The 18,775-nt window shown below is 73.5% G+C and carries 18 protein-coding genes; 13 read left to right on the top strand and 5 right to left on the bottom strand.

The window, feature by feature from the left end; all coding sequences use genetic code 11:
* Positions 1–36: 36 nt before the first annotated feature.
* Positions 37–1,071 carry a Gfo/Idh/MocA family protein gene (locus ACSNN8_RS21085; RefSeq protein ID WP_436650995.1) on the bottom strand — a complete coding sequence of 345 codons (1,035 nt, stop codon included), beginning with the start codon at positions 1,069–1,071 and terminating at the stop codon, positions 37–39.
* Positions 1,072–1,102: 31 nt separating this feature from the next.
* Here ACSNN8_RS21085 and ACSNN8_RS21080 point away from each other — a divergent pair, with 31 nt between their 5' ends.
* Positions 1,103–2,581, top strand: a complete 1,479-nt coding sequence (locus ACSNN8_RS21080; protein ID WP_436651095.1) for an MFS transporter — start codon at positions 1,103–1,105, stop codon at positions 2,579–2,581.
* Between the two features lie 13 nt (positions 2,582–2,594).
* On the opposite strand, the gene ACSNN8_RS21075 is transcribed toward ACSNN8_RS21080, so the two are convergent.
* Entirely contained in the window at positions 2,595–3,137 is a 543-nt protein-coding gene (locus ACSNN8_RS21075; RefSeq protein ID WP_436650994.1) for a TetR/AcrR family transcriptional regulator, read from the bottom strand.
* Between the two features lie 50 nt (positions 3,138–3,187).
* On the opposite strand from ACSNN8_RS21075, the gene ACSNN8_RS21070 reads away from it, so the two are divergent.
* The gene (locus tag ACSNN8_RS21070; protein ID WP_436650993.1) at positions 3,188–3,664 is read left to right on the top strand and encodes a GNAT family N-acetyltransferase; all 477 of its coding nucleotides are present in this window, start codon (positions 3,188–3,190) and stop codon (positions 3,662–3,664) included.
* Here the strand turns inward: ACSNN8_RS21070 and ACSNN8_RS21065 are convergent.
* Positions 3,661–4,572, bottom strand: a complete 912-nt coding sequence (locus tag ACSNN8_RS21065) for a 5'-3' exonuclease (RefSeq protein WP_436650992.1) — start codon at positions 4,570–4,572, stop codon at positions 3,661–3,663. The genes ACSNN8_RS21070 and ACSNN8_RS21065 overlap by 4 nt on opposite strands.
* Positions 4,573–4,632: 60 nt before the next feature.
* On the opposite strand from ACSNN8_RS21065, the gene ACSNN8_RS21060 reads away from it, so the two are divergent.
* Together ACSNN8_RS21060 and ACSNN8_RS21055 are read left to right on the top strand one after the other, a co-directional pair.
* Positions 4,633–5,775: an acyl-CoA dehydrogenase family protein gene (locus ACSNN8_RS21060; protein WP_436650991.1), complete on the top strand. Its 1,143-nt coding sequence runs from the start codon at positions 4,633–4,635 to the stop codon at positions 5,773–5,775.
* Between the two features lie 329 nt (positions 5,776–6,104).
* Complete coding sequence (locus ACSNN8_RS21055; protein WP_436650990.1) at positions 6,105–6,566, top strand: Lrp/AsnC family transcriptional regulator; 462 nt, start codon at positions 6,105–6,107, stop codon at positions 6,564–6,566.
* Here the strand turns inward: ACSNN8_RS21055 and ACSNN8_RS21050 are convergent.
* Positions 6,563–7,291, bottom strand: a complete 729-nt coding sequence (locus ACSNN8_RS21050) for a class I SAM-dependent methyltransferase (protein ID WP_436650989.1) — start codon at positions 7,289–7,291, stop codon at positions 6,563–6,565. The genes ACSNN8_RS21055 and ACSNN8_RS21050 overlap by 4 nt on opposite strands.
* Before the next feature lie 140 nt (positions 7,292–7,431).
* On the opposite strand from ACSNN8_RS21050, the gene ACSNN8_RS21045 reads away from it, so the two are divergent.
* The gene (locus ACSNN8_RS21045) at positions 7,432–7,623 is read left to right on the top strand and encodes a CsbD family protein (protein ID WP_436650988.1); all 192 of its coding nucleotides are present in this window, start codon (positions 7,432–7,434) and stop codon (positions 7,621–7,623) included.
* Here the strand turns inward: ACSNN8_RS21045 and ACSNN8_RS21040 are convergent.
* Positions 7,616–8,980, bottom strand: coding sequence for a KamA family radical SAM protein (locus ACSNN8_RS21040; protein WP_436650987.1), 1,365 nt, complete (start codon positions 8,978–8,980; stop codon positions 7,616–7,618). The two genes, ACSNN8_RS21045 and ACSNN8_RS21040, sit on opposite strands and share 8 nt — an antisense overlap.
* A gap of 133 nt (positions 8,981–9,113) precedes the next feature.
* Here ACSNN8_RS21040 and ACSNN8_RS21035 point away from each other — a divergent pair, with 133 nt between their 5' ends.
* From ACSNN8_RS21035 to ACSNN8_RS21000, 8 genes are all read left to right on the top strand, one after another.
* A complete protein-coding gene (locus ACSNN8_RS21035) occupies positions 9,114–10,130 on the top strand; it encodes an L-erythro-3,5-diaminohexanoate dehydrogenase (RefSeq protein WP_436650986.1) in 1,017 nt (338 codons plus the stop codon).
* Between the two features lie 5 nt (positions 10,131–10,135).
* Positions 10,136–11,656, top strand: a complete 1,521-nt coding sequence (locus ACSNN8_RS21030) for an amidohydrolase (protein ID WP_436650985.1) — start codon at positions 10,136–10,138, stop codon at positions 11,654–11,656.
* A gap of 15 nt (positions 11,657–11,671) precedes the next feature.
* Entirely contained in the window at positions 11,672–13,234 is a 1,563-nt protein-coding gene (locus tag ACSNN8_RS21025) for a lysine 5,6-aminomutase subunit alpha (RefSeq protein WP_436650984.1), read from the top strand.
* Positions 13,231–13,965 carry an OAM dimerization domain-containing protein gene (locus ACSNN8_RS21020; protein WP_436650983.1) on the top strand — a complete coding sequence of 245 codons (735 nt, stop codon included), beginning with the start codon at positions 13,231–13,233 and terminating at the stop codon, positions 13,963–13,965. Before ACSNN8_RS21025 ends, ACSNN8_RS21020 begins: the two co-directional genes overlap by 4 nt.
* Positions 13,962–14,327, top strand: coding sequence for a hotdog domain-containing protein (locus ACSNN8_RS21015; protein WP_436650982.1), 366 nt, complete (start codon positions 13,962–13,964; stop codon positions 14,325–14,327). Before ACSNN8_RS21020 ends, ACSNN8_RS21015 begins: the two co-directional genes overlap by 4 nt.
* Positions 14,324–15,562, top strand: coding sequence for a glutamate mutase L (locus ACSNN8_RS21010; protein WP_436650981.1), 1,239 nt, complete (start codon positions 14,324–14,326; stop codon positions 15,560–15,562). Before ACSNN8_RS21015 ends, ACSNN8_RS21010 begins: the two co-directional genes overlap by 4 nt.
* Before the next feature lie 764 nt (positions 15,563–16,326).
* On the top strand, positions 16,327–17,943 hold the full coding sequence (gene lnt, locus ACSNN8_RS21005; protein WP_436651094.1) for an apolipoprotein N-acyltransferase: 1,617 nt from the start codon (positions 16,327–16,329) through the stop codon (positions 17,941–17,943).
* The gene (locus ACSNN8_RS21000; protein WP_436650980.1) at positions 17,940–18,728 is read left to right on the top strand and encodes a polyprenol monophosphomannose synthase; all 789 of its coding nucleotides are present in this window, start codon (positions 17,940–17,942) and stop codon (positions 18,726–18,728) included. Before lnt ends, ACSNN8_RS21000 begins: the two co-directional genes overlap by 4 nt.
* The last annotated feature ends 47 nt before the right edge of the window (positions 18,729–18,775 follow it).

Raw genomic sequence — 18,775 nt, 5'->3', positions numbered from 1 at the left:
GGGCGGCCGGGCCTCGGCCTAAGGGTTTGGCCGGATTCAGCGCCACGGAGGCGACGATATTGTCACCGGGCGGTCGGTGTCGGCCGATTCCTCGATCGCGAGCGCCACCAGGTGGTCGTGGGCGCCGTCGGCCAGCGGATAGGGCGGCGGGCCCTCGCCGCGCACCCAGGCGGCGGTGTGCTGCAGCAGCGTGGAGATGGCGATCTCCTCGTCGTTGAGGCGCCGGCCGGGGAACGGGTTGCGGAACAGCACCCGGTCGCCGAGCGTGATCGTGTCGGTGTCGAAGTCGTCCAGGTCGAGGTCGTACCCGGTCTGGCGGCGGACCAGCGGCGTCCGCACGATCGTGCGGGGGCCGGCGAGCCGGACGACCTCGTCGTCGCGCAGCTCCCCGTGCGTGCCGCGCACCACGATCCGGCGGAACCGCAGCTGGTTGTGCCACTGGTTGTCGGTGAAGTCGTAGAGACCGGACAGGCCGTCGCCGAAGTCCAGCGTCGCGATCGTCGTGGTGGCCGGCTTCGGCTCGGGGTCGTCGGTCCAGCCGTCCCGGGTCAGCGGGTCGACCAGCGGGGCGGTGGTGCGCGACGCCCGTACGGTCACCGGGCCGCGGCCGAGTCCGAGGAACCCGCGGATGAGCGACACCGCGTGGTACATGTGCGTCGACGACACCTGCACCTGGGTGGGCGTGCCGATGACCCCGTCCCGTACGGCGGCCAGCCGCGCAGCGTGCGCGGGCACCAGCAGGTACTGCTCGGCGACCTGCACCAGCCCGGAGCCGCCGGTGCGCTCCCACAGCTCGGCCAGCCCGTCGCGGCCGGGCGCGGGCGGCGTCTCGGCCAGCACCGGCAGCCCCCGCTCGACGGCCTCGGTGATCACGCGCGGGTTCGTGTCCCACGGCACCGCGGTGACCACGAAGTCGGGCCGCACCTCGTCGAGCGAGGCGAACGTGGGCACCGGCAGTTCGCGCGGCGTGCGCACGACCGCGCCCAGGCACTCCACGCCGGGCAGGCCGCCGGCCAGCCGCCAGAACATCTCGGCCCGCCACCCGGACCCCACCACCACGAACGACGTCATGCGGCACACACTAGATCCACGTTTCCCGGGTATCGACCGGGGAATCGGGTCGTCCGTGACCCCCGATCAGTCCACGCGCTGGAAAGCGCTCACGGTTGCCCTGGTAGCGGGCTTCATGACGCTGCTCGATGTGAGCATCGTCAACGTCGCGCTGCCCTCGATCCGCGAGCAGCTCCAGCTGAGCTCCGCGGAGCTGCAGTGGGTGCTCTCCGGGTACGCGCTGACGTTCGGCCTGCTGCTGGTGCCCGCGGGCCGCTTCGGCGACGCCCGCGGCCGGCGCAACGTGTTCATCGTGGGGTTGGTGCTGTTCACGGTGTCCAGCGCCGCGGCCGGCCTGGCCCAGTCGGCGCTGTGGCTGGTGATCGCCCGGCTCGTGCAGGGCGCCGCCGCCGGCATCGTCAACCCGCAGGTCTCCGGGCTGATCCAGCAGATGTTCGAGCCCAAGGAGCGCGGCAAGCCGTTCGGCCTGCTCGGCGCCACGATCGGCGTCTCGACCGCGGTCGGCCCGCTGCTGGGCGGCCTGCTCATCGCGCTGATCGGCCCCGAGGAGGGCTGGCGCTGGATCTTCTACCTCAACATCCCGATCGGCGTCGTGGCCGTCTGGCTGGGCTACCGCTGGATCCCCACCGCCTCCTCGTCCGGCGAGCGGCGCCGCGAGAGCCTGGACCCGGTCGGCGTGGCGCTGCTGGGCCTCGGCGTGGTGCTGGTGCTGCTGCCGCTGGTGCAGGAGCGCGAGTGGCAGGGCTCCGGCAAGTGGCTGATCGCCGTGGCGGGCGCCGTCGTGCTGGCCGGCTTCGTGCTGTGGGAGCGCCGCTACGCCCGCTCGGCGACGCCGCTGGTGGAGCTCGGCCTGTTCACGGTCCGCTCGTACGCCCTCGGCGCGCTCATCGGCCTGCTGTACTTCGCCGGCTTCACCACGATCTTCTTCATCTACACGCTGTACCTGCAGAGCGGGCTGGGCTACAGCGCGCTGGCCGCCGGCTTGGCGATCACCCCGTTCGCGGTCGGCTCCGCGGTCGCGTCGGCGATCGGCGGCCGTTTCGTGCAGCGGTTCGGCCGGCACATGGTCGTCGGCGGGCTCGTCGGGGTGATCGTGGGCCTGGCCGCCGCCGACGTCGCGCTGCAGCTGGTGCCCGGCCACAACGGCGGCTGGGCGGCCGCCTTCCCGCTGCTCGTGGCGGGCTTCGGCAGCGGCCTGGTGATCAGCCCCAACCAGACGCTGACGCTGGCCGAGGTCCCGGTCGAGCGCGCGGGCAGCGCCGGCGCTGTCCTGCAGACCGGCCAGCGCATCGGCACGGCGATGGGCATCGCCGCCGTCGGCTCGTTCTTCTTCAACCGCCTCGCCGCCGGTCAGGGCGACTGGGGCGGCGCCTTCCGGGGCGCCCTGTGGCTGACGGTCGCCTTCGTGGCCGTGGCCCTGGCGGCCGCCCTCGCCGACGTGCTGACCGGCCGCTCCTCGCGCCGCTCCGAGCACCGGGCCGCGGAGGAGCCGGCACCGGCCCGGCGCTGACCTGCCCCGTTCCTCAGCAACTCGACAGGGCGAGGCGGACGGCCGCGGTCGTCCGCTCGACGTCCCCGGTGGCGAGCACGTCGAGCAGGGCGCCGCGCAGCACCGCGAGCACGGCCGTGCGGTGGGCCAGCCCGGCGGGGGAGTCGCGCTCGCCGGCGGGCTGGGCCCGGGCCAGCACCTCGAGCCAGTCGGCCACGGTCTCGGCGGCGAACCCGGCCCACGGCCCGTCGGTGGCGCCCAGCGAGCGGGCGTACGCCTCCACCCACAGGCGCAGCAGCGACGCGTTCGCGGGGGCGGCCAGCCACTCCCACACGGCCAGGCCCGCGGCGCCGGCCCCGGCGGGCAGCTCGCCGTCGAGCATTGCGAGCTCGTCGGCGCGGGCCCTGCTCAGCAGCGCCCGGATCAGGCCGTCCTTGCTGCCGAACAGGAACAGCAGCACCCGCGGGCTCGACCCCACCGCCGCCGCGAGCGGGCGCAACGACATCTCCGACATGCCGTTGGCGCGGACGTAGTCGTACGCCTTCTGCAGAAGCTCGTCCCGCCTGCCCTGCGCCACACCGGTTAGTATGACAACTGAAACGACTGTTTCAGTGGAGGTGGCACGTGGTGATCCGCGATCTGGGGCGGCCGGGAGATCTCGGCTGGGTGGTGCAGGCCCACGGCGAGCTGTACGCGGCGGAGTGCGGCTGGGACACGTCGTTCGAGGCGCTCGTCGCGCGGATCGTGGCCGACTACGCGGCGTCGCACGACCCGGCGCGGGAGGCGGCGTGGATCGCCGAGCTGGACGGCAAGCGGGTGGGCTGCGTCCTCTGCGTGGACGGCGGCGACGGCACGGCGGTGCTGCGCGTGCTGCTGGTGCATCCGGACGCGCGCGGGCACGGCGTCGGCGGCGCGCTGGTGGACGCCTGCCTGGGGTTCGCCCGCGCGGCCGGATACCGGCGGATGCGGCTGTGGACGACCGAGGTGCAGGCGTCCGCGCGCAAGATCTACCTGGCGCGCGGGTTCGTGCTGGTGGACGAGCAGCCGCACGCGGGCTTCGGCGCCGGCGTGGTGGCCGGGCAGACGTACGCCCTCGACCTCTAACCGGCGAGGGCGTCGACGAGGCGCTTGGCCGAGCTCGCGAGGTTCCAGCGCTCGGCGAGCTTGAGCAGCGCGTCCGGGTCCTTCGGCGAGCGCGGCAGCTCGGGGTCGAAGGCGGGCAGCGGCACGTCCAGCGCCACCTTGCACACCGGCAGCGCCCGGGCCAGATAGTCGCGGGCGCCGTCCAGCTTGGTGCGCACGCCCGGCGCGAACCCGGCCTCCGGGTCGTCCAGCGCCGCCAGGATCTGCTCGACGCCGCCGTAGCGGGTGACCAGCCGCGCGGCCGTCTTCTCGCCGACGCCCGGCACGCCCGGCAGGCCGTCGCTCGCGTCGCCGCGCATGGCCGCGAAGTCGGCGTACCACCGGGCCGGCACGCCGTACTTGGCCTCCACCAGCGCGTCGTCGGCGTCCTCGAGCTTGGCCACGCCGCGGCCGCAGTAGAGCAGCCGGGTGCCGCGCGCGTCGTCGACCAGCTGGAACAGGTCGCGGTCGCCCGAGACGACCTCCACGGGCGCGGGCTGGGTGGCCGCCAGCGTGCCCAGCACGTCGTCGGCCTCGTACCCCTCGACGCCGAACGCCGGGATGCCGACCGCCCGGAGCACGTCCAGCAGCACCGGCACCTGCTTCTCGAGCGCGGCCGGCACCTCCTCGACGTCCCCGTGGGCGACGCGGTGCTTCTTGTACGACGGGACGAGCTCCACCCGCCAGGCCGGGCGCCAGCTCGCGTCCAGCGCACACACGATCCGGTCCGGGCGCCGGGTGCGGATCAGCTGGGCCAGCATGTCCATGAAGCCGCGGATCGCGTTCACCGGCTCGCCGGCGTCGGTGCGCGCGGCCTTCTCGGGGATGCCGTGGAAGGCGCGGAAGTACAGGCTGGGGGCGTCGACAGCGAGCAGCGGCTGAGCGGTCACCGGAACACCTTAACGGCAGCCGGTCGCGCCGCGGCCCTAACGTTCGTTAAGCTGGACCCTGTGACCGTTGATCGGATCCTCCCCACCGACGAGGCCCACGACCTGCTCGACCTGACCCGCGAGCTGTGCGCGCGCGAGCTGGCCGGCGCCGCCGACGACTTCGAGGCCCGCGGCGAGTTCCCGCGGGCGAAACTGCGCACGCTGGGCCGTGCGGGCCTGCTCGGCCTGCCGTACCCCGAGGAGGCGGGCGGCGCCGGGCAGCCGTACGAGGTCTATCTGCAGGTCCTCGAGCTGCTGGCCGGCAGCTGGCTGGCGATCGCCGAGGCGGTCAGCGTGCACACGCTCGCGTGCTACCCGGTCTTCGCGCACGGCAGCGACCGGCAGCGCAAGCTGCTGCCCGACATGCTCGGCGGCGAGCTGCTGGGCGCGTACTGCCTCTCCGAGCCCCAGGGCGGCAGCGACGCCGCGTCGCTGACCACGCGCGCCACCTTCGACGGCGACGCCTGGGTGGTCGACGGCACCAAGGCCTGGATCACCCACGCCCGCGACGCCGACTTCTACAACATCTTCTGCCGTACGGGCGGACCCGGCCCGCGCGGCATCTCCTGCCTGCTGGCCGACGCCGGCACCCCCGGCCTGCAGCCCCAGAAGGCCGAACGCCTCATGGGCCTGCGCTCGTCCGCCCCGAGTCAGATCGTCTTCGACAACTGCCGCATCGACGCCGACCGCCTGGTGGGCGCCGAGGGCGACGGCTTCACGATCGCCATGCAGGCCCTCGACGCGGGCCGCCTCGGCATCGCCGCGTGCGCCGTCGGGCTGGCGCAGGCCGCGCTCGACTACGCCGTCGCCTACGCGCGCGAACGCGAGCAGTTCGGCCGCCCGATCGCCGACTTCCAGGGAGTGGGCTTCATGCTGGCCGACATGGCCACCCAGACCTCGGCCGCCCGCGCGCTGCTGCTGTCCGCAGCCCGGCTCAAGGACGCCGGCCGCCCGTTCTCCACCGAGGCCGCCAAGGCGAAGCTGTTCGCCACCGACGTCGCCATGCGCGTCACCACCGACGCGGTGCAGGTCCTGGGCGGGTACGGGTACGTCAGCGACCACCCGGTGGAGCGCTGGTTCCGCGAGGCCAAGCTGCTGCAGATCGTCGAGGGGACCAACCAGATCCAGCGTCTGGTGATCAGCCGGGCGCTGGTCAAGGGCTGACCTGGCGACAAGGCGTTCCCGAGCAGGAGCCCGCCCACCGTCAGGAACGGAGCCCACCAGGCGCCCGCGGGGCAGCGCGCGCCTGTGGACAACTCGCCCTCGTCGTCGGCGCTCGTGGTGGCGCGCGCCTGTGGACAACTCGCCCTCGTCGTCGGCGCTCGGGGTAGCGTCGGCGCCACGTCCCTGGGTGGGCGGGGGAGGCGGTGGCCCACCGGCACACGACAGGCGATCTTGGCGGTGGCCCGCGGGCGCACGAGAGGTGATCTTGGCGGTGGCCCGCGGGCCCACGAGAGGCGATCTTGGCGGCGCCGGCGGGTAGGGTGACGCGCGTGGAAGAGATCGACCGGGCGATCGTGGGCGCCCTCACCGCGGACGGGCGCCTGTCCTACACCGACCTGGCCGAACGGGTCGGGCTCAGCGTGTCGGCCGTGCACCAGCGGGTCCGCCGCCTGGAGCAGCGCGGGGTCATCTCCGGCTACACGGCCAAGGTCTCGTACGAGGCGCTCCAGCTGCCGTTGACCGCGTTCGTGGCGATCCGGCCGTTCGACCCGTCGCAGCCCGACGACGCGCCCGAGCGGCTCGCGCACCTGCCCGAGATCGACTCGTGCTACTCGGTGGCGGGGGAGGACTTCTACATGCTGCTGGTGCGCGTCGGCAGCCCGGCCGATCTGGAACGGCTGCTGCAGGAGATCCGTACGGCCGCGAACGTCACCACCCGCACGACCGTGGTCCTCTCCACCCCGTACGAGAACCGCCCGCCGCGCATCACCACGGACCTGCCCACCGGCTAGGCCGGCAGGTCCGCCCGGGCGCACTCGGTGACGTACGGCAGCCGGAACTCCGTGCGCCCCACCAGGTCCGGGTGCGTGGCCATCAGCTTGCGCACCTCGCTGAGCAGCGCCGCCCGCTCGTCCGGCTGCAGCAGGATCACGGAGCTGCGCGACGCGACCATGTCGATGAGCCGCTCGGGCCCGACCACGTCCGTCCACTCGAAGCGCGCGGTCCGCACCGGCCCGAACGGCGCGCCCACCGTCGTGTCGCGGTCCCGTTCCTGGTTGCCCATCACCTCGCCGAGCCGGCGCACCCAGTCGCACCGCTCGTCGCGCACGTTCCACAGCAGGCCGAGGCGCCCGCCGGGGGAGAGGACCCGCGCCACCTCGGGCGCCGCCCGCCGCGGGTCGACCCAGTGCCAGGCCTGCGCCACCAGCACCACGTCGGCGGAGCCGTCGGGCAGCGGGATGTGCTCGGCGCTGCCCTGCGAGGCGGTCACGCCGGGCACCGACGTCCGCAGCTGCGCGAGCATGCCCTCCGACGGGTCGACGGCCGTGACCCTCAGCCCGCGGTCGCGGATCTGCCGGGTGAGCTTGCCGGTGCCCGCGCCCAGGTCGACGACGCGCGGGTCGCCCGCGGGCAGCAGCCAGTCGAGCGCCGCGGCGGGGTAGGACGGCCTGCCCCGCTCGTACGTCTGGGCGGCCGGCCCGAACGAGGCGGCGTGCGCCGCACGATCACCGTTCACGATCACGAGCTTATCCATCTCCTCGGTCGAGGGCCCGTCGGCGCGGATAACTTCCTAGGATGCTCTAGGCGGTGTGAGTTTCGGGGCCCGGAGCGCCGGGCATCTCCGGGGCACAGCGAAACCCCGGGAGGGTGGGACCGATGAGCTTCAGCGACAAGGTGAAGAACGAGGCCGACGAGCTGACCGGCAAGGCGAAGCAGGCCGTGGGCCGGGCGACCGACAACGACAGCCTCGTCGCCGAGGGGCAGGCCCAGGAGACGTCCGCCCGCGCGAAGAAGGCGGGCGAGCACCTCAAGGACGCCGGCAAGAACGTGCGCGACGCGTTCAGCTGACGGTGAGCGCGGCCTCCTGCTTGCGCCACCAGTCCTGACCCGACTCGGGCAGCGTGTCGATCGGGTCGTAGTACGCGTACAGCTTGGACAGCGCCTCGTCGTCGTCGTGCTCCAGCGACGTGCGGTAGTTCTTGGTCCAGTACGAGATGCCGTGCTCACGGTCGTACTCGGCGACCATGTGCACCCACCGCTTGCCGACGAACGGCACGTCGCAGACGATGCGCGGGGTCGCGTACCCGGGCAGGTAGCCCATCAGGTCGTGCTGCAGCTGCTGGGCGTGCCACACCGGCACGCGCCAGTGCTCCGCGTTGGGGATCATGTCGCACATGTAGAAGTAGTACGGCAGGATGCCGGCCTCGCCCTGCAGTGCGAAGCACAGGTCGAGCAGGTCGGGCGTGGTCGCGTTGACCCCGCGCATCAGCACGCCCTGGTTGCGCACGTCGCGCACGCCGACCTCGAGCAGCGTCTGCGCGGCGCGCGCCACCAGCGGCGTCAGCGAGTTCACGTGGTTGACGTGGGTGTGCACGGCCAGGTTGACGCCGCGCCGCTGCGCCGTGATCGCGACCCGCTGCAGCCCCTCGACCACGTCCGGCTGCAGCCAGTGCTGCGGCAGCCCCATGAGCGCCTTGGTGGCGAGCCGGATGTCGCGCACGGTGGGCACCGAGAGCAGACCCATGAGGTACGCCTCGAGCTGCTTCCACGGCACGTTGGCCACGTCGCCGCCGCTGACCACCACGTCCCGTACGCCCGGGTGCTGCCGCAGGTAGGCCAGGTGCGCGTCGTAGCGGTCCACCGGCTTGAGCGTCAGCTTGAGCTTGTCCACCGTCGGCGTGCTGTTGCCGACCAGGTCCATGCGGGTGCAGTGCCCGCAGTACTGGGGGCAGGTCGACAGCAGCTCGGCCAGCACCTTGGTGGGGTAGCGGTGGGTGAGGCCCTCGGCGACCCACATGTCGTGCTCGTGCAGCGAGTCGCGCGTCGCGTGCGGGTGTGACGGCCAGTCGAGGTGACGGTCCGTGGCGACCGGCAGCATGTAGCGGCGGATCGGATCGGCGTAGAACGCCTCCGTGTCGGGCTCCGAGTCGGGCACCATCGTGTTGAGCATCTGCGGCGGGATCAGCATCGACATCGTCGCGAGGCGCTGCTGGTCGGTCGCGAGGTCGGTGTAGAAGCGCTCGTCGAGCAGGTCGCCCAGGACGGCGCGCAGCTGCTTGACGTTCTTGACGCAGTTGACCCGCTGCCACTGGGCGGACTGCCACTGCTCGGTGGTCACGTCGCGCCAGCCGGGGAAGCGGCGCCAGTCCGGCTCGACCAGGGTGCGGCGGCGGTACTCGTACGGCTGTCCGGCGGGCTGGGTCACCTCGGGCCTCCCTGATCGTTCGTTCGGGCCGTCTCAACGTACTGGAGGATTTCCGGTCTGGTAAACCTGTCGCCGGAGGATTTACGGTATGGATACGCACAGCGGCCTTGATTTCTTGGGATGGGTGGGGTGAATGACGACTTCTGTCGGTCTTGACCGGGTCGTGGAGCCGGCCGGGGTGCTGCCGCAGGCGGCCTGGCGCCTGGACGCGAGCCCGCAGATCAAGGACGACGAGGTCCGCGTACGGGTGGAGCGCCTCAACCTCGACGCCGCGAGCTACCGCCAGCTGGCCGGCAAGCACGACGGCGACGGCGCGGCGATCCGCGCCGAGGTCCTCGAGATCATCGAGACCCGCGGCAAGATGCACAACCCGGTCACCGGCTCGGGCGGCATGCTGATCGGCGTCGTCGACGAGGCCGGCCCGCGCTCGCCACTCGGCGTCAAGCCCGGCGACCGCGTCGCCACGCTGGTTTCGCTGACCCTGACCCCGCTGCGGATCACCGACGGCCTCGCCCGCTGGGACGGCCGCGGCGAGCAGGTCCCGGCCGAGGGCACCGCGATCCTGTTCGGCCGCTCGATCGTCGGCGTCCTCCCCGACGACCTCGCCCCGGAGCTGGCCCTGGCGGTGTACGACGTGTGCGGCGCCCCCGCGCTCACCGACCGGATCGTCCGGCAGTATCCGGACGCGCGGGTGGCCGTCCTGGGCGGCGCCGGCAAGAGCGGCTCGCTCGCCCTGGCCGCGGCGCGGCTGGCGGGTGCCCGTACGGTCGGGATCGTCCGCGACGAGCGGGAGCGGGCGGCGCTGAGCGCGGCCGGCATCGCCGACGTCGTCGCGGTAGCGGACGCCCGCAACCCCGTCGAGGTCGCCGCCGCGGTGGGGGAGCCGGCCACGGTCACGGTCGTCTGCGTCGACGTCCCCGGCTGCGAGCACGGCGCGATCCTCGCCACCGCCCCCGGCGGCACAGTGATCTTCTTCTCGATGGCGACCAGCTTCCCGGCCGCCGCGCTGGGCGCCGAGGGGCTCGCCGCCGACGTCACGATGCTGATCGGCAACGGCTACGTCCCCGGCCACGCCGCGTTCGCCGTCGACCTGCTGCGCCGGGACCCGGCGGTCCGGTCGCTCTTCGAGGCCCGGCTCGCGAGAGACTGACGCCCATGAGTGAGGTTCTGTACTCCCACGGTCGCTTCTACTCCGCCGCCGACCCGCGGGCCACCGCCATGCTGGTCCGCGACGGCCGGATCGCCTGGCTGGGCGACGCCGGCGACGCCCCTGCCGCCGACCGCACCGTCGACCTCGGCAACGGCCTGGTCACCCCGGCGTTCGTCGACGCGCACCTGCACGCCACCGACACCGGCCTGGCCGTCGACGGCCTCGAGCTGTCCGCCGTGCGCGGCCGGCAGGAGCTGCTCGACGCGGTGGCGGCGTTCGCCCGCACCCGCCCGGCCGGCGCCGTGGTGCACGGCCACGGCTGGGACGAGTCGTTCTGGCCCGACCAGAGCCTGCCCACCGCCGCCGAGCTCGACCGGGCCGCCGAGGGCCGCCGGGTGTACCTGTCGCAGGCCTCCGTGCACTCCGCGCTGGCCTCGACCGCGCTGCTCGCCGCCGCGGACCTGCCCACCGGCGTGGCCCTGGTCAAGGAGCACGACCACCACGCCGTACGGGCCATCGCGCTGAGCTCGATCACCCCGGAGCAGCGCACCGCGACGCAGCGGGCCGCGCTGGCGAAGGCGGCGTCGCTGGGCATCGCCGCGGTGCACGAGTGCGGCGGCCCGGGCACGTCCAGCGAGGCCGACTTCGCGTCGGTGCTGCGGCTGAGCGGGCAGGGGCTGCCGCAGGTGTTCGGCTACTGGGGCGAGCTGGGCGGCGCGCTCAAGGCCAAGGAGCTGGGCGCGGTCGGCGCGGCCGGCGACCTGTACGCCGACGGCGCGCTCGGCTCGCGAACGGCGTCGGTGCGCGAGCCGTTCCTAGACGGCCACGGCGGCTGCGGCGAGGCGTTCCTGACCGCCGAGCAGGCCGCCGAGCACCTGCTCGACTGCGTGACGGTCGGCGTGCAGGGCGGCTTCCACGCGATCGGCGACGCCGCGATCGAGACGGTCCTCGAGGGCTTCGCGCTGGCCGCCAAGTCGGTCGGCGTCGACGCCGTCCGCCAGGGCCACCACCGCATCGAGCACGTGGAGCTCATCGACAAGGCGATGATCGCCCGGATGGTCGAGTTCGGGGTGATCGCCTCGGTGCAGCCGGTCTTCGACGCGCTGTGGGGCGGGCCCGACCGCATGTACGCGCAGCGGCTGGGCGTCGAGCGGGCGATGGCGTCCAACCCGATCGGCGCGATGCACGCGACCGGGGTGCAGCTGGCGTTCGGCTCCGACTCGCCGGTCACCGCGCTCGACCCGTGGGCGGTGGTGGTCGCGGCCGCGGCGCCGCGCAACCCGGTGTACCGGATGAGCGTCCGGGCGGCGTTCGCGGCGTCCACCCGGGGCGGCTGGCGGGCGGCCGGGGTGGGCGACGCCGGGGTGCTGGCCCCCGGCCAGTCGGCGTCGTTCGCGGTGTGGGAGACGCCTGCGGGCGTACGGGAGGGACTGCCCGCGCTGCTGCCGGACGTCGACGGCGAGGCGCCCGCGCGGCCGGTGTGCCGGCGCACGACGCTGCACGGCGAAACGATCTACGAAGGCTGACGGACGGGGGTAGGGGTGGCGGGCAAGCTGGATCTCGACCCGCGGGTGGTGCGCGCGGCGCGCCGGCTCGCGGCCAGGGCGGGACAGCCGGTGGTCGACCTGGCGCGTTCGCACACCACCGTGTCGGTGGAGCGGGCGGTACTGCGGCTGGCCGGCGTGCACGGCGCCGACCCCGACGGCATCCCGTGGGTGAACCGCCTGGTCGACGCCGTGCGCGCCGACGTCGGGCTGGGCCACGGCGTCGCGGTGCCGGTGTTCCACGCCATGCGCACCACCGGGATCGACGACCTCACCGCGCTCGCGCAGAAGGCCGCCGCGGGTGCGGTCCGGTTCGCCGTACCCCTCAAGAAGGCGGAAGCCACGACGGCCCGCCGCGACGCGCGACGGGCGACCGGCAACGGCCTCAAGCTCGTCGACCGGCGGCGGGCCGAACGGGACCGGCTGATCAAGCGCTACGGCGACCCGCCGCAGCGCCCGTGGATCTACCTGATCGTCGCGACCGGCGACATCCACGAGGACATCCCGCAGGCGCAGGCCGCCGCGCGCGCCGGCGCCGACGTGATCGCGGTGATCCGCTCGACCGGGCAGTCGCTGCTGGACTACGTGCCCGAGGGGGCCACCCGCGAGGGCTTCGCCGGCACGTACGCCACCCAGGAGAACTTCCGGCTGATGCGCGCGGCGCTCGACGAGACGTCCCGGGAGCTCGGCCGGTACGTGCGGCTCACCAACTACGCGTCCGGGCTGTGCATGCCCGAGATCGCCGCGCTCGCCGGCCTCGAACGGCTCGACATGATGCTCAACGACTCCATGTACGGCATCCTGTTCCGCGACATCAACCCGATCCGCACCTTCGTCGACCAGCGGTTCTCCCGGCAGGTGCACGCCCGGGCCGGGATCATCATCAACACCGGCGAGGACAACTACCTCACCACCGCCGACGCGGTCGAGGCCGCGCACACCGTCACGGTGTCGCAGCTGCTCAACGAGTTCTTCGCGCACGAGGCCGGGCTGGCCGACTGGCAGCTCGGCCTCGGCCACGCCTTCGAGATCAACCCGGACCTGCCCGACTCGTTCCGCCTCGAGCTCGCGCACGCGCTGCTGGCCCGCGAGCTGTTCCCCGACGCCCCGCTCAAGTGGATGCCGCCGACCAAGCACATGACCGGCGACGTGTTCCGCGGCAACCTGCTCGACGGGTTCTTCAACCTGGCCGGGGCGCTGACCGGCCAGGGCATCCTGCTGGTCGGCATGATGACCGAGGCGGTGGTCACGCCGTGGCTGTCCGACCGCGACATCGCCCTGCAGAACGTCCGCTACGTGCTGGGCGGCGCCGGGAACCTGCACGAGGACTTCGTGCCCGCCCCCGGCGGCTTCATCCAGCAGCGCGCCCACGCCGTTCTCGGCGAGGCCGTCGAGCTGCTCGAGCGGATCGTCGACGACTCGCTGCTGACCGCGATCGCGGACGGCACCTTCGGGATCATGAAACGCCCCGCCGACCGCGGCAAGGGGCTCGACGGCGTCGCGCGGCACGAGGACGACTACTACAACCCGGTCACGTCCGCGCTGGAGGGCGCCGCATGAGCATCGTCCGCCCGTACGGGGACACCACCGGCGACGGGATGGTGCAGCTGTCGTTCACGCTGCCGGTCCCGCACGACAAACGCGCCGAGGGCGCGGCCCTGCAGCTCGCCGGCAAGATGGGCATGGACCCGGCGATGCTCGTGCACGCCAAGCCGATGGGCGACGGCTTCACGTTCTTCGTCGTCTACGGCCGGGTCACCCACCTCGTGGACACCGACAAGGTGCAGGTCGTCGAGCGCGACTTCCCGCTGCTGAGCGCCAAGGAGGTCAACGCGGCGATCAAGCGGCGGCTGCGGCGGCGGCTCAACGTGGTGGGCGCCTGCATCGGCACCGACGCGCACACGGTCGGCATCGACGCGATCCTCAACCTCAAGGGCATCGCGGGTGAGAAGGGCCTGGAGTACTACAGCGAGCTGTCGGTGACGAACATGGGCGCGCAGGTGTCCGTCCCCGATCTGGTCGAGACCGCCCGCGAGCGCAGGGCCGACGCGGTGCTCGTCTCGCAGGTCGTCACCCAGCGCGACGCCCACCTGCAGAACACCCGGGCGATGTCGGCCGCGTTCCGCGAGGCCCTGCCCGCGGACCGGCGTCCGCTTCTGATCGTCGGGGGCCCGCGCTTCGACGAGCTGATGGCCGCCGAGCTCGGCGTCGACCGGATCTTCGGCCGGGGCACCACCCCGCGCGAAGTCGCCTCCTACCTCGTCCACGCTCTGATTGGCAGCCCTGCATGATCACTGTGACCCACCGCCGGTACGTCCCCTACTCGCACGCGCACTACGCGGGCAACCTGGTCGACGGGGCGTACTCGCTCGGCCTGTTCGGCGACGTCGCCACCGAGGTGTGCATCCGGCTCGACGGCGACGAGGGGCTGTTCGCGTCCTACGACGACGTGCAGTTCAAGGCGCCGGTCCAGGCCGGCGACGTGCTCGAGGTCGTCGCCACGGTGACCCACATGGGCACCCGCTCGCGCCGGATCGCGTTCGAGTCGCGGGTCGTGTGCCGCGGCTCCGGCGGCTCGGCCGCTTCCGTTCTGGACGAGCCGATCGTCGCGGTGACCGCAACGGGCACGGTCGTCGTCCCTGCCAAACCGTGAGCACGGCGGTCTGCGTGGACGTCGGCTCCACGTACACGAAGGCTGCCCTGATCGACCTCGACGCCGGCGAGCTGGTGCGTCGCGCCGAGGTGCCCACCACCGCCGGCAGCGACGTGCTGACCGGTCTCGATCAGGCGGTGGAGGCGGTCGGCGGGGGTGGCGAGCTGTACGTGTGTTCGTCGGCCGGCGGCGGGCTGCGGCTCGCCGTCGTGGGCTACGAGTCGCTGGTCACGGCCGAGGCGGGGCACCGCGTCGGGTTGTCGGCGGGCGCCCGCGTGGTGCACGTGGCGGCCGGGCCGCTCGACGGGGCAGCCGTGGCGGCGCTGCGCGCGTCGCGACCGGACGTGATCCTGCTCGTGGGCGGCACCGACGGCGGCGACGGCGAGGTGCTGCTGCACAACGCGCGGCGGCTGGCTACCTCCCGGCTGCGCGTGCCGGTCGTCGTGGCGGGCAACGCGGACGTCCGCGACGAGGCCGCCCGGCGGCTGACCGAACGGCGCGTCCCGGTGACCGTCACGGGCAACGTGCTGCCGCGCATCGGCGTGCTCGACCCCGGCCCCGCGCGCGCCGCGATCCGCTCGGTGTTCCTGCGGCACGTGATCGGCGGCAAGCGGCTGTCGAAAGGCCGCCGGTTCGCCTCGCTGGTGCGCGCGGCCACCCCCGACGCCGTGCTGGCCGGCGTGGAACTGCTGGCCGACGCGACCGGCTCGGGCGTGCTGGTGGTCGACGTGGGCGGGGCGACCACCGACGTGTACTCGGCGCTGGTGCCCGACGCGGAGAGCGAGAACGGCCCGCGCCGCGACGTGGCGGGCACGCTGTGGCGGGCACGGACCGTGGAGGGCGACCTCGGCGTGGCGGTGGGCGCCGACGGCACCCGGGCCGCCGCCGTCGCCGAGAAAATGGCACAACCGCTCACAGGTGACGTTCAGTTAGCGTCGGCGGCCGCCACGATCGCCCTGCGCAGGCACGCCCGCGGCCACTCGTCCGGTCCTGGTCAGCCCCGCACCGGCGGCCGCGACCTGCGCGACGTCCGGCTCGTGGTCGGCTCCGGCGGGGTGCTGCGCCACGGCGGCGGCGCGTCTGTGCTGCAAGCCCTGCTGTCGGATCACGCGGGCGGCTGGGCGGCGCCCACCGCGGCCCGCACGGTGATCGACTCCCGGTACGTCCTGGCCGCCGCCGGGCTGTTGGCTATCGATCACCGTCACGCCGCGGCAGCGTTGGTGAACACCCTGTAGCCCGAACGGGTACACCCGATGACACGCCGGGGAACGCGACACGCCCGAAGGCTGGGCGCCGGTTGACAGCACCGCGGGGGACGGACGTACCGTCGTCGAATCCTGAGCACGGCGAGCGACGCTATTCGCTTCGTTCCCACGCCCACTGGCCGCAGTCCTCGCAGGGGTCGCGCGTTCAGCCAGGTCCAGGGGGCGGGGGTCGCGGGGCGGCGCGGACCCGTCGCGCCGCGGTGGGCCCGAACAGGGATCGGCGCCAGTAGACAACGGCCTGACCCGCGCAGCCGGCGCGGAGCATGCCGGTCCGAAGGCGTCCGGGACCTGCGAGCGGCCCACCGGCCGTGCCCGGGACGACTGGGAGCACACGAGGCGCGGTCCGGGCGGACCGCGCCTCGTCCTGTGCGGGGGGTGCGCGCCGGTGAGCGGCCGGGCGGCTGTGGACAGGTCGGGCGGCTGTGGACGACGCGAGCGGCGGCTGTGGACGGGTCGGGCGGCCTGTGGACGGCCGGGCGCGCGTGCGGCCGACTCCGCGTAGGGTGGCGGCCCCCAGGGCGGGTGGGCTGGCTGGTGGGGGTGATCGGGCGACGGGCCGAGCGGCGGCTGTGGACGGCCGGGCGCGCGTGCGGCCGATCCCGGGGTAGGGTGGCGGCCCCCAGGGCGGGTGGGCTGGCTGGTGGAGGCGATAGATTGTTTTCTTATCGATGCCGTCGCCGGGACGGCTGTCCGCCTTCGGGCGGGCGCCGCCGGGTAGCCTTCCGCGAGTGGAGATGACGCTGCAGACCCCCGCTGCGCCGCAGGTCACGGCGCAGTCCGAGCATGCGCGGCCGGTGCGCCGCCGGTGGGCGGTGCTGCTCGCCGTGCTGGCCGGGGTCGCGCTGCTGCTCGCGCTCCCGCCGTACGGTCTCTGGTGGCTCTCCCCGATCGGCGTGGCGCTGCTCGCGACCGCCACCCACCGGCGCCGGCTGCGGCGCGCGTTCGGGCTCGGGGCGATCGCCGGGCTGGTGCTGTTCGTGCCGCTGCTGTGGTGGACCACGATCGGCGCCGGGTGGCTGCCCTGGCTGCTGCTGTCGTTCGCGCAGGCGGCGTACCTGGGACTGCTCGGCCTGGCCACCGCCTGGGTCTCGCCGCTGCTCGACCGGTGGCGCGCGCTCATGCCGCCGGTGCTCGGGCTGCTCTGGGTCGCCATGGAGGCGCTGCGCGACCGGGCCCCGTTCGGCGGCTTCCCGTGGGGGCGGCTCGCCTTCAGCCAGGACGACGGGCCCGCGCTGCGCCTGGCCGCGTACGGCGGAGCCCCGCTGGTCACGTTCGCCGTCGCGGCGGCCGGCGGCGCGTTGGCCGCCCTGCTGCTGCGTCCCGGGTGGTCCACCAAGGGCGCCGGCATGTCGCTGACCGCCGTCGCGCTGATGGCGGGCCCGCTGCTTGTGCCGGTCGCCGAGCCCGCCGCCGCCACGCAGACCGTCGCGATCGTGCAGGGCAACGTGCCGCGGCTGGGTCTGGACTTCAACGCCCAGCGCCGCGCCGTGCTCGACAACCACGTCACCGCCACCGAGCGGCTGGCCGCCGAGGTCGCCGCCGGGCGGCAGAAGCAGCCCGCGCTGGTCGTCTGGCCCGAGAACTCCAGCGACCTCGACCCGCTGCGCAACCCCGACGCCGCCCAGCAGATCTCCGCGGCCGCCGACGCGATCAAGGCGCCGATCCTGGTCGGCACCGTGCTGCGCACCGACAAGCCGGGCGACATCGAGAACGCCGGCCTGCTGTGGAACCCCGGCCAGGGCCCCGACCTGGGCCAGAAGTACGTCAAGCGCCACCCGGTGCCGTTCGCCGAGTACGTGCCGCTGCGCTCGATCGCGCGGCTGGTCACCGAGCGGGTCGACCTGGTGCGCAACATGCTCTCCGGCGACCACCCGGGGGTGCTGCACAGCGGCGCGGTCACCGTCGGCGACGTCATCTGCTTCGAGGTGGCGTACGACGACATCGTCCGCGACACTGTGACCGGCGGGGCGCAGGTGCTCGCGGTGCAGACCAACAACGCGACGTTCAACGAGGCCGAGGCCCGCCAGCAGCTCGCCATGGTGCGGCTGCGGGCGGTCGAGCACGGCCGGGAGGCGCTGATGGTGTCCACCGTCGGCGTGTCCGCTTTCGTGGGTACGGCAGGTCAGGTGCACGACTCGAGCGGCTTCAACGTCGGCGCGGTGATGGTGCGTGACATGGCCGTGGGAGGGCCGACTACGCTGGCGACTCGTTTGGGCCATTGGCCCGAGATGGCGATGGCTGCCCTCGCGGCTGTCGCCCTGGCCGGTGTGCTTCCGTTGCGTCGCCGCCGGCGCACCACGAACGATGCTCGCCGCTCGGCCGGCGACGAACGGACTGCGGAGGCACGGTGAGCGAGGCGGAAGGGTACCCCGGGGTGGGTCGGGTGCTCGTGGTGATCCCGACCTACAACGAGGCGGACAACATCCGCCTGATCACCGGGCGGGTGCGCGCCGCGGTCCCCGAGGTCGACATCCTGGTCGCCGACGACAACTCGCCCGACGGCACCGGCCGCATCGCCGACGAGCTCGCGCTGGCCGACGACCACATCTTCGTGCTGCACCGCGCCGGCAAGGAGGGCCTGGGAGCCGCGTACAAGGCCGGCTTCGCCTGGGCCAAGAACAAGGGGTACGACGCGGTCGTCGAGATGGACGCCGACGGCTCGCACGCCCCCGAGGAGCTGCCCAAGCTGCTCGACGCGCTGATCGACACCGACGCGGTGCTCGGCACCCGCTACATCCCCGGCGGCAGCGTGCACAACTGGCCGGTGCACCGGCTGCTGCTCTCGCGCGGCGGCAACATCTACATCCGGATGGCGCTGCGCATGCCGTTCCGTGACGCGACCGGCGGCTACCGGGCGTACCGGATGCCGGTCCTCGACACGATCAACGTCGAGACCGTGGCCTCGACCGGGTACTCGTTCCAGGTCGAGCTCGCCTGGCGCACCTACCAGGCGGGCTACCGCATCGCCGAGGTGCCGATCACGTTCACCGAGCGCGAACACGGCGTCAGCAAGATGAGCGGCAACATCTTCAAGGAACAGCTGCTCAGGGTCACGCTGTGGGGTGTGCAGGCGCGCCGCGACGCGGTCCGCAAGCGGTTCGGCAAGCGCGCCGCCGAGGGTTCCACCTGGCCGTGAACGGGCCCGGCCGTGTCATGCTTGAGGCTGATTGACACGGAGGAACA

It is taken from the genome of Actinoplanes sp. URMC 104 (assembly GCF_051386375.1).
GTDB lineage: Bacteria > Actinomycetota > Actinomycetes > Mycobacteriales > Micromonosporaceae > Actinoplanes.
Note: the sequence above shows the minus strand (reverse complement) of the source record. Positions and strands in the feature narration are given on the sequence as shown.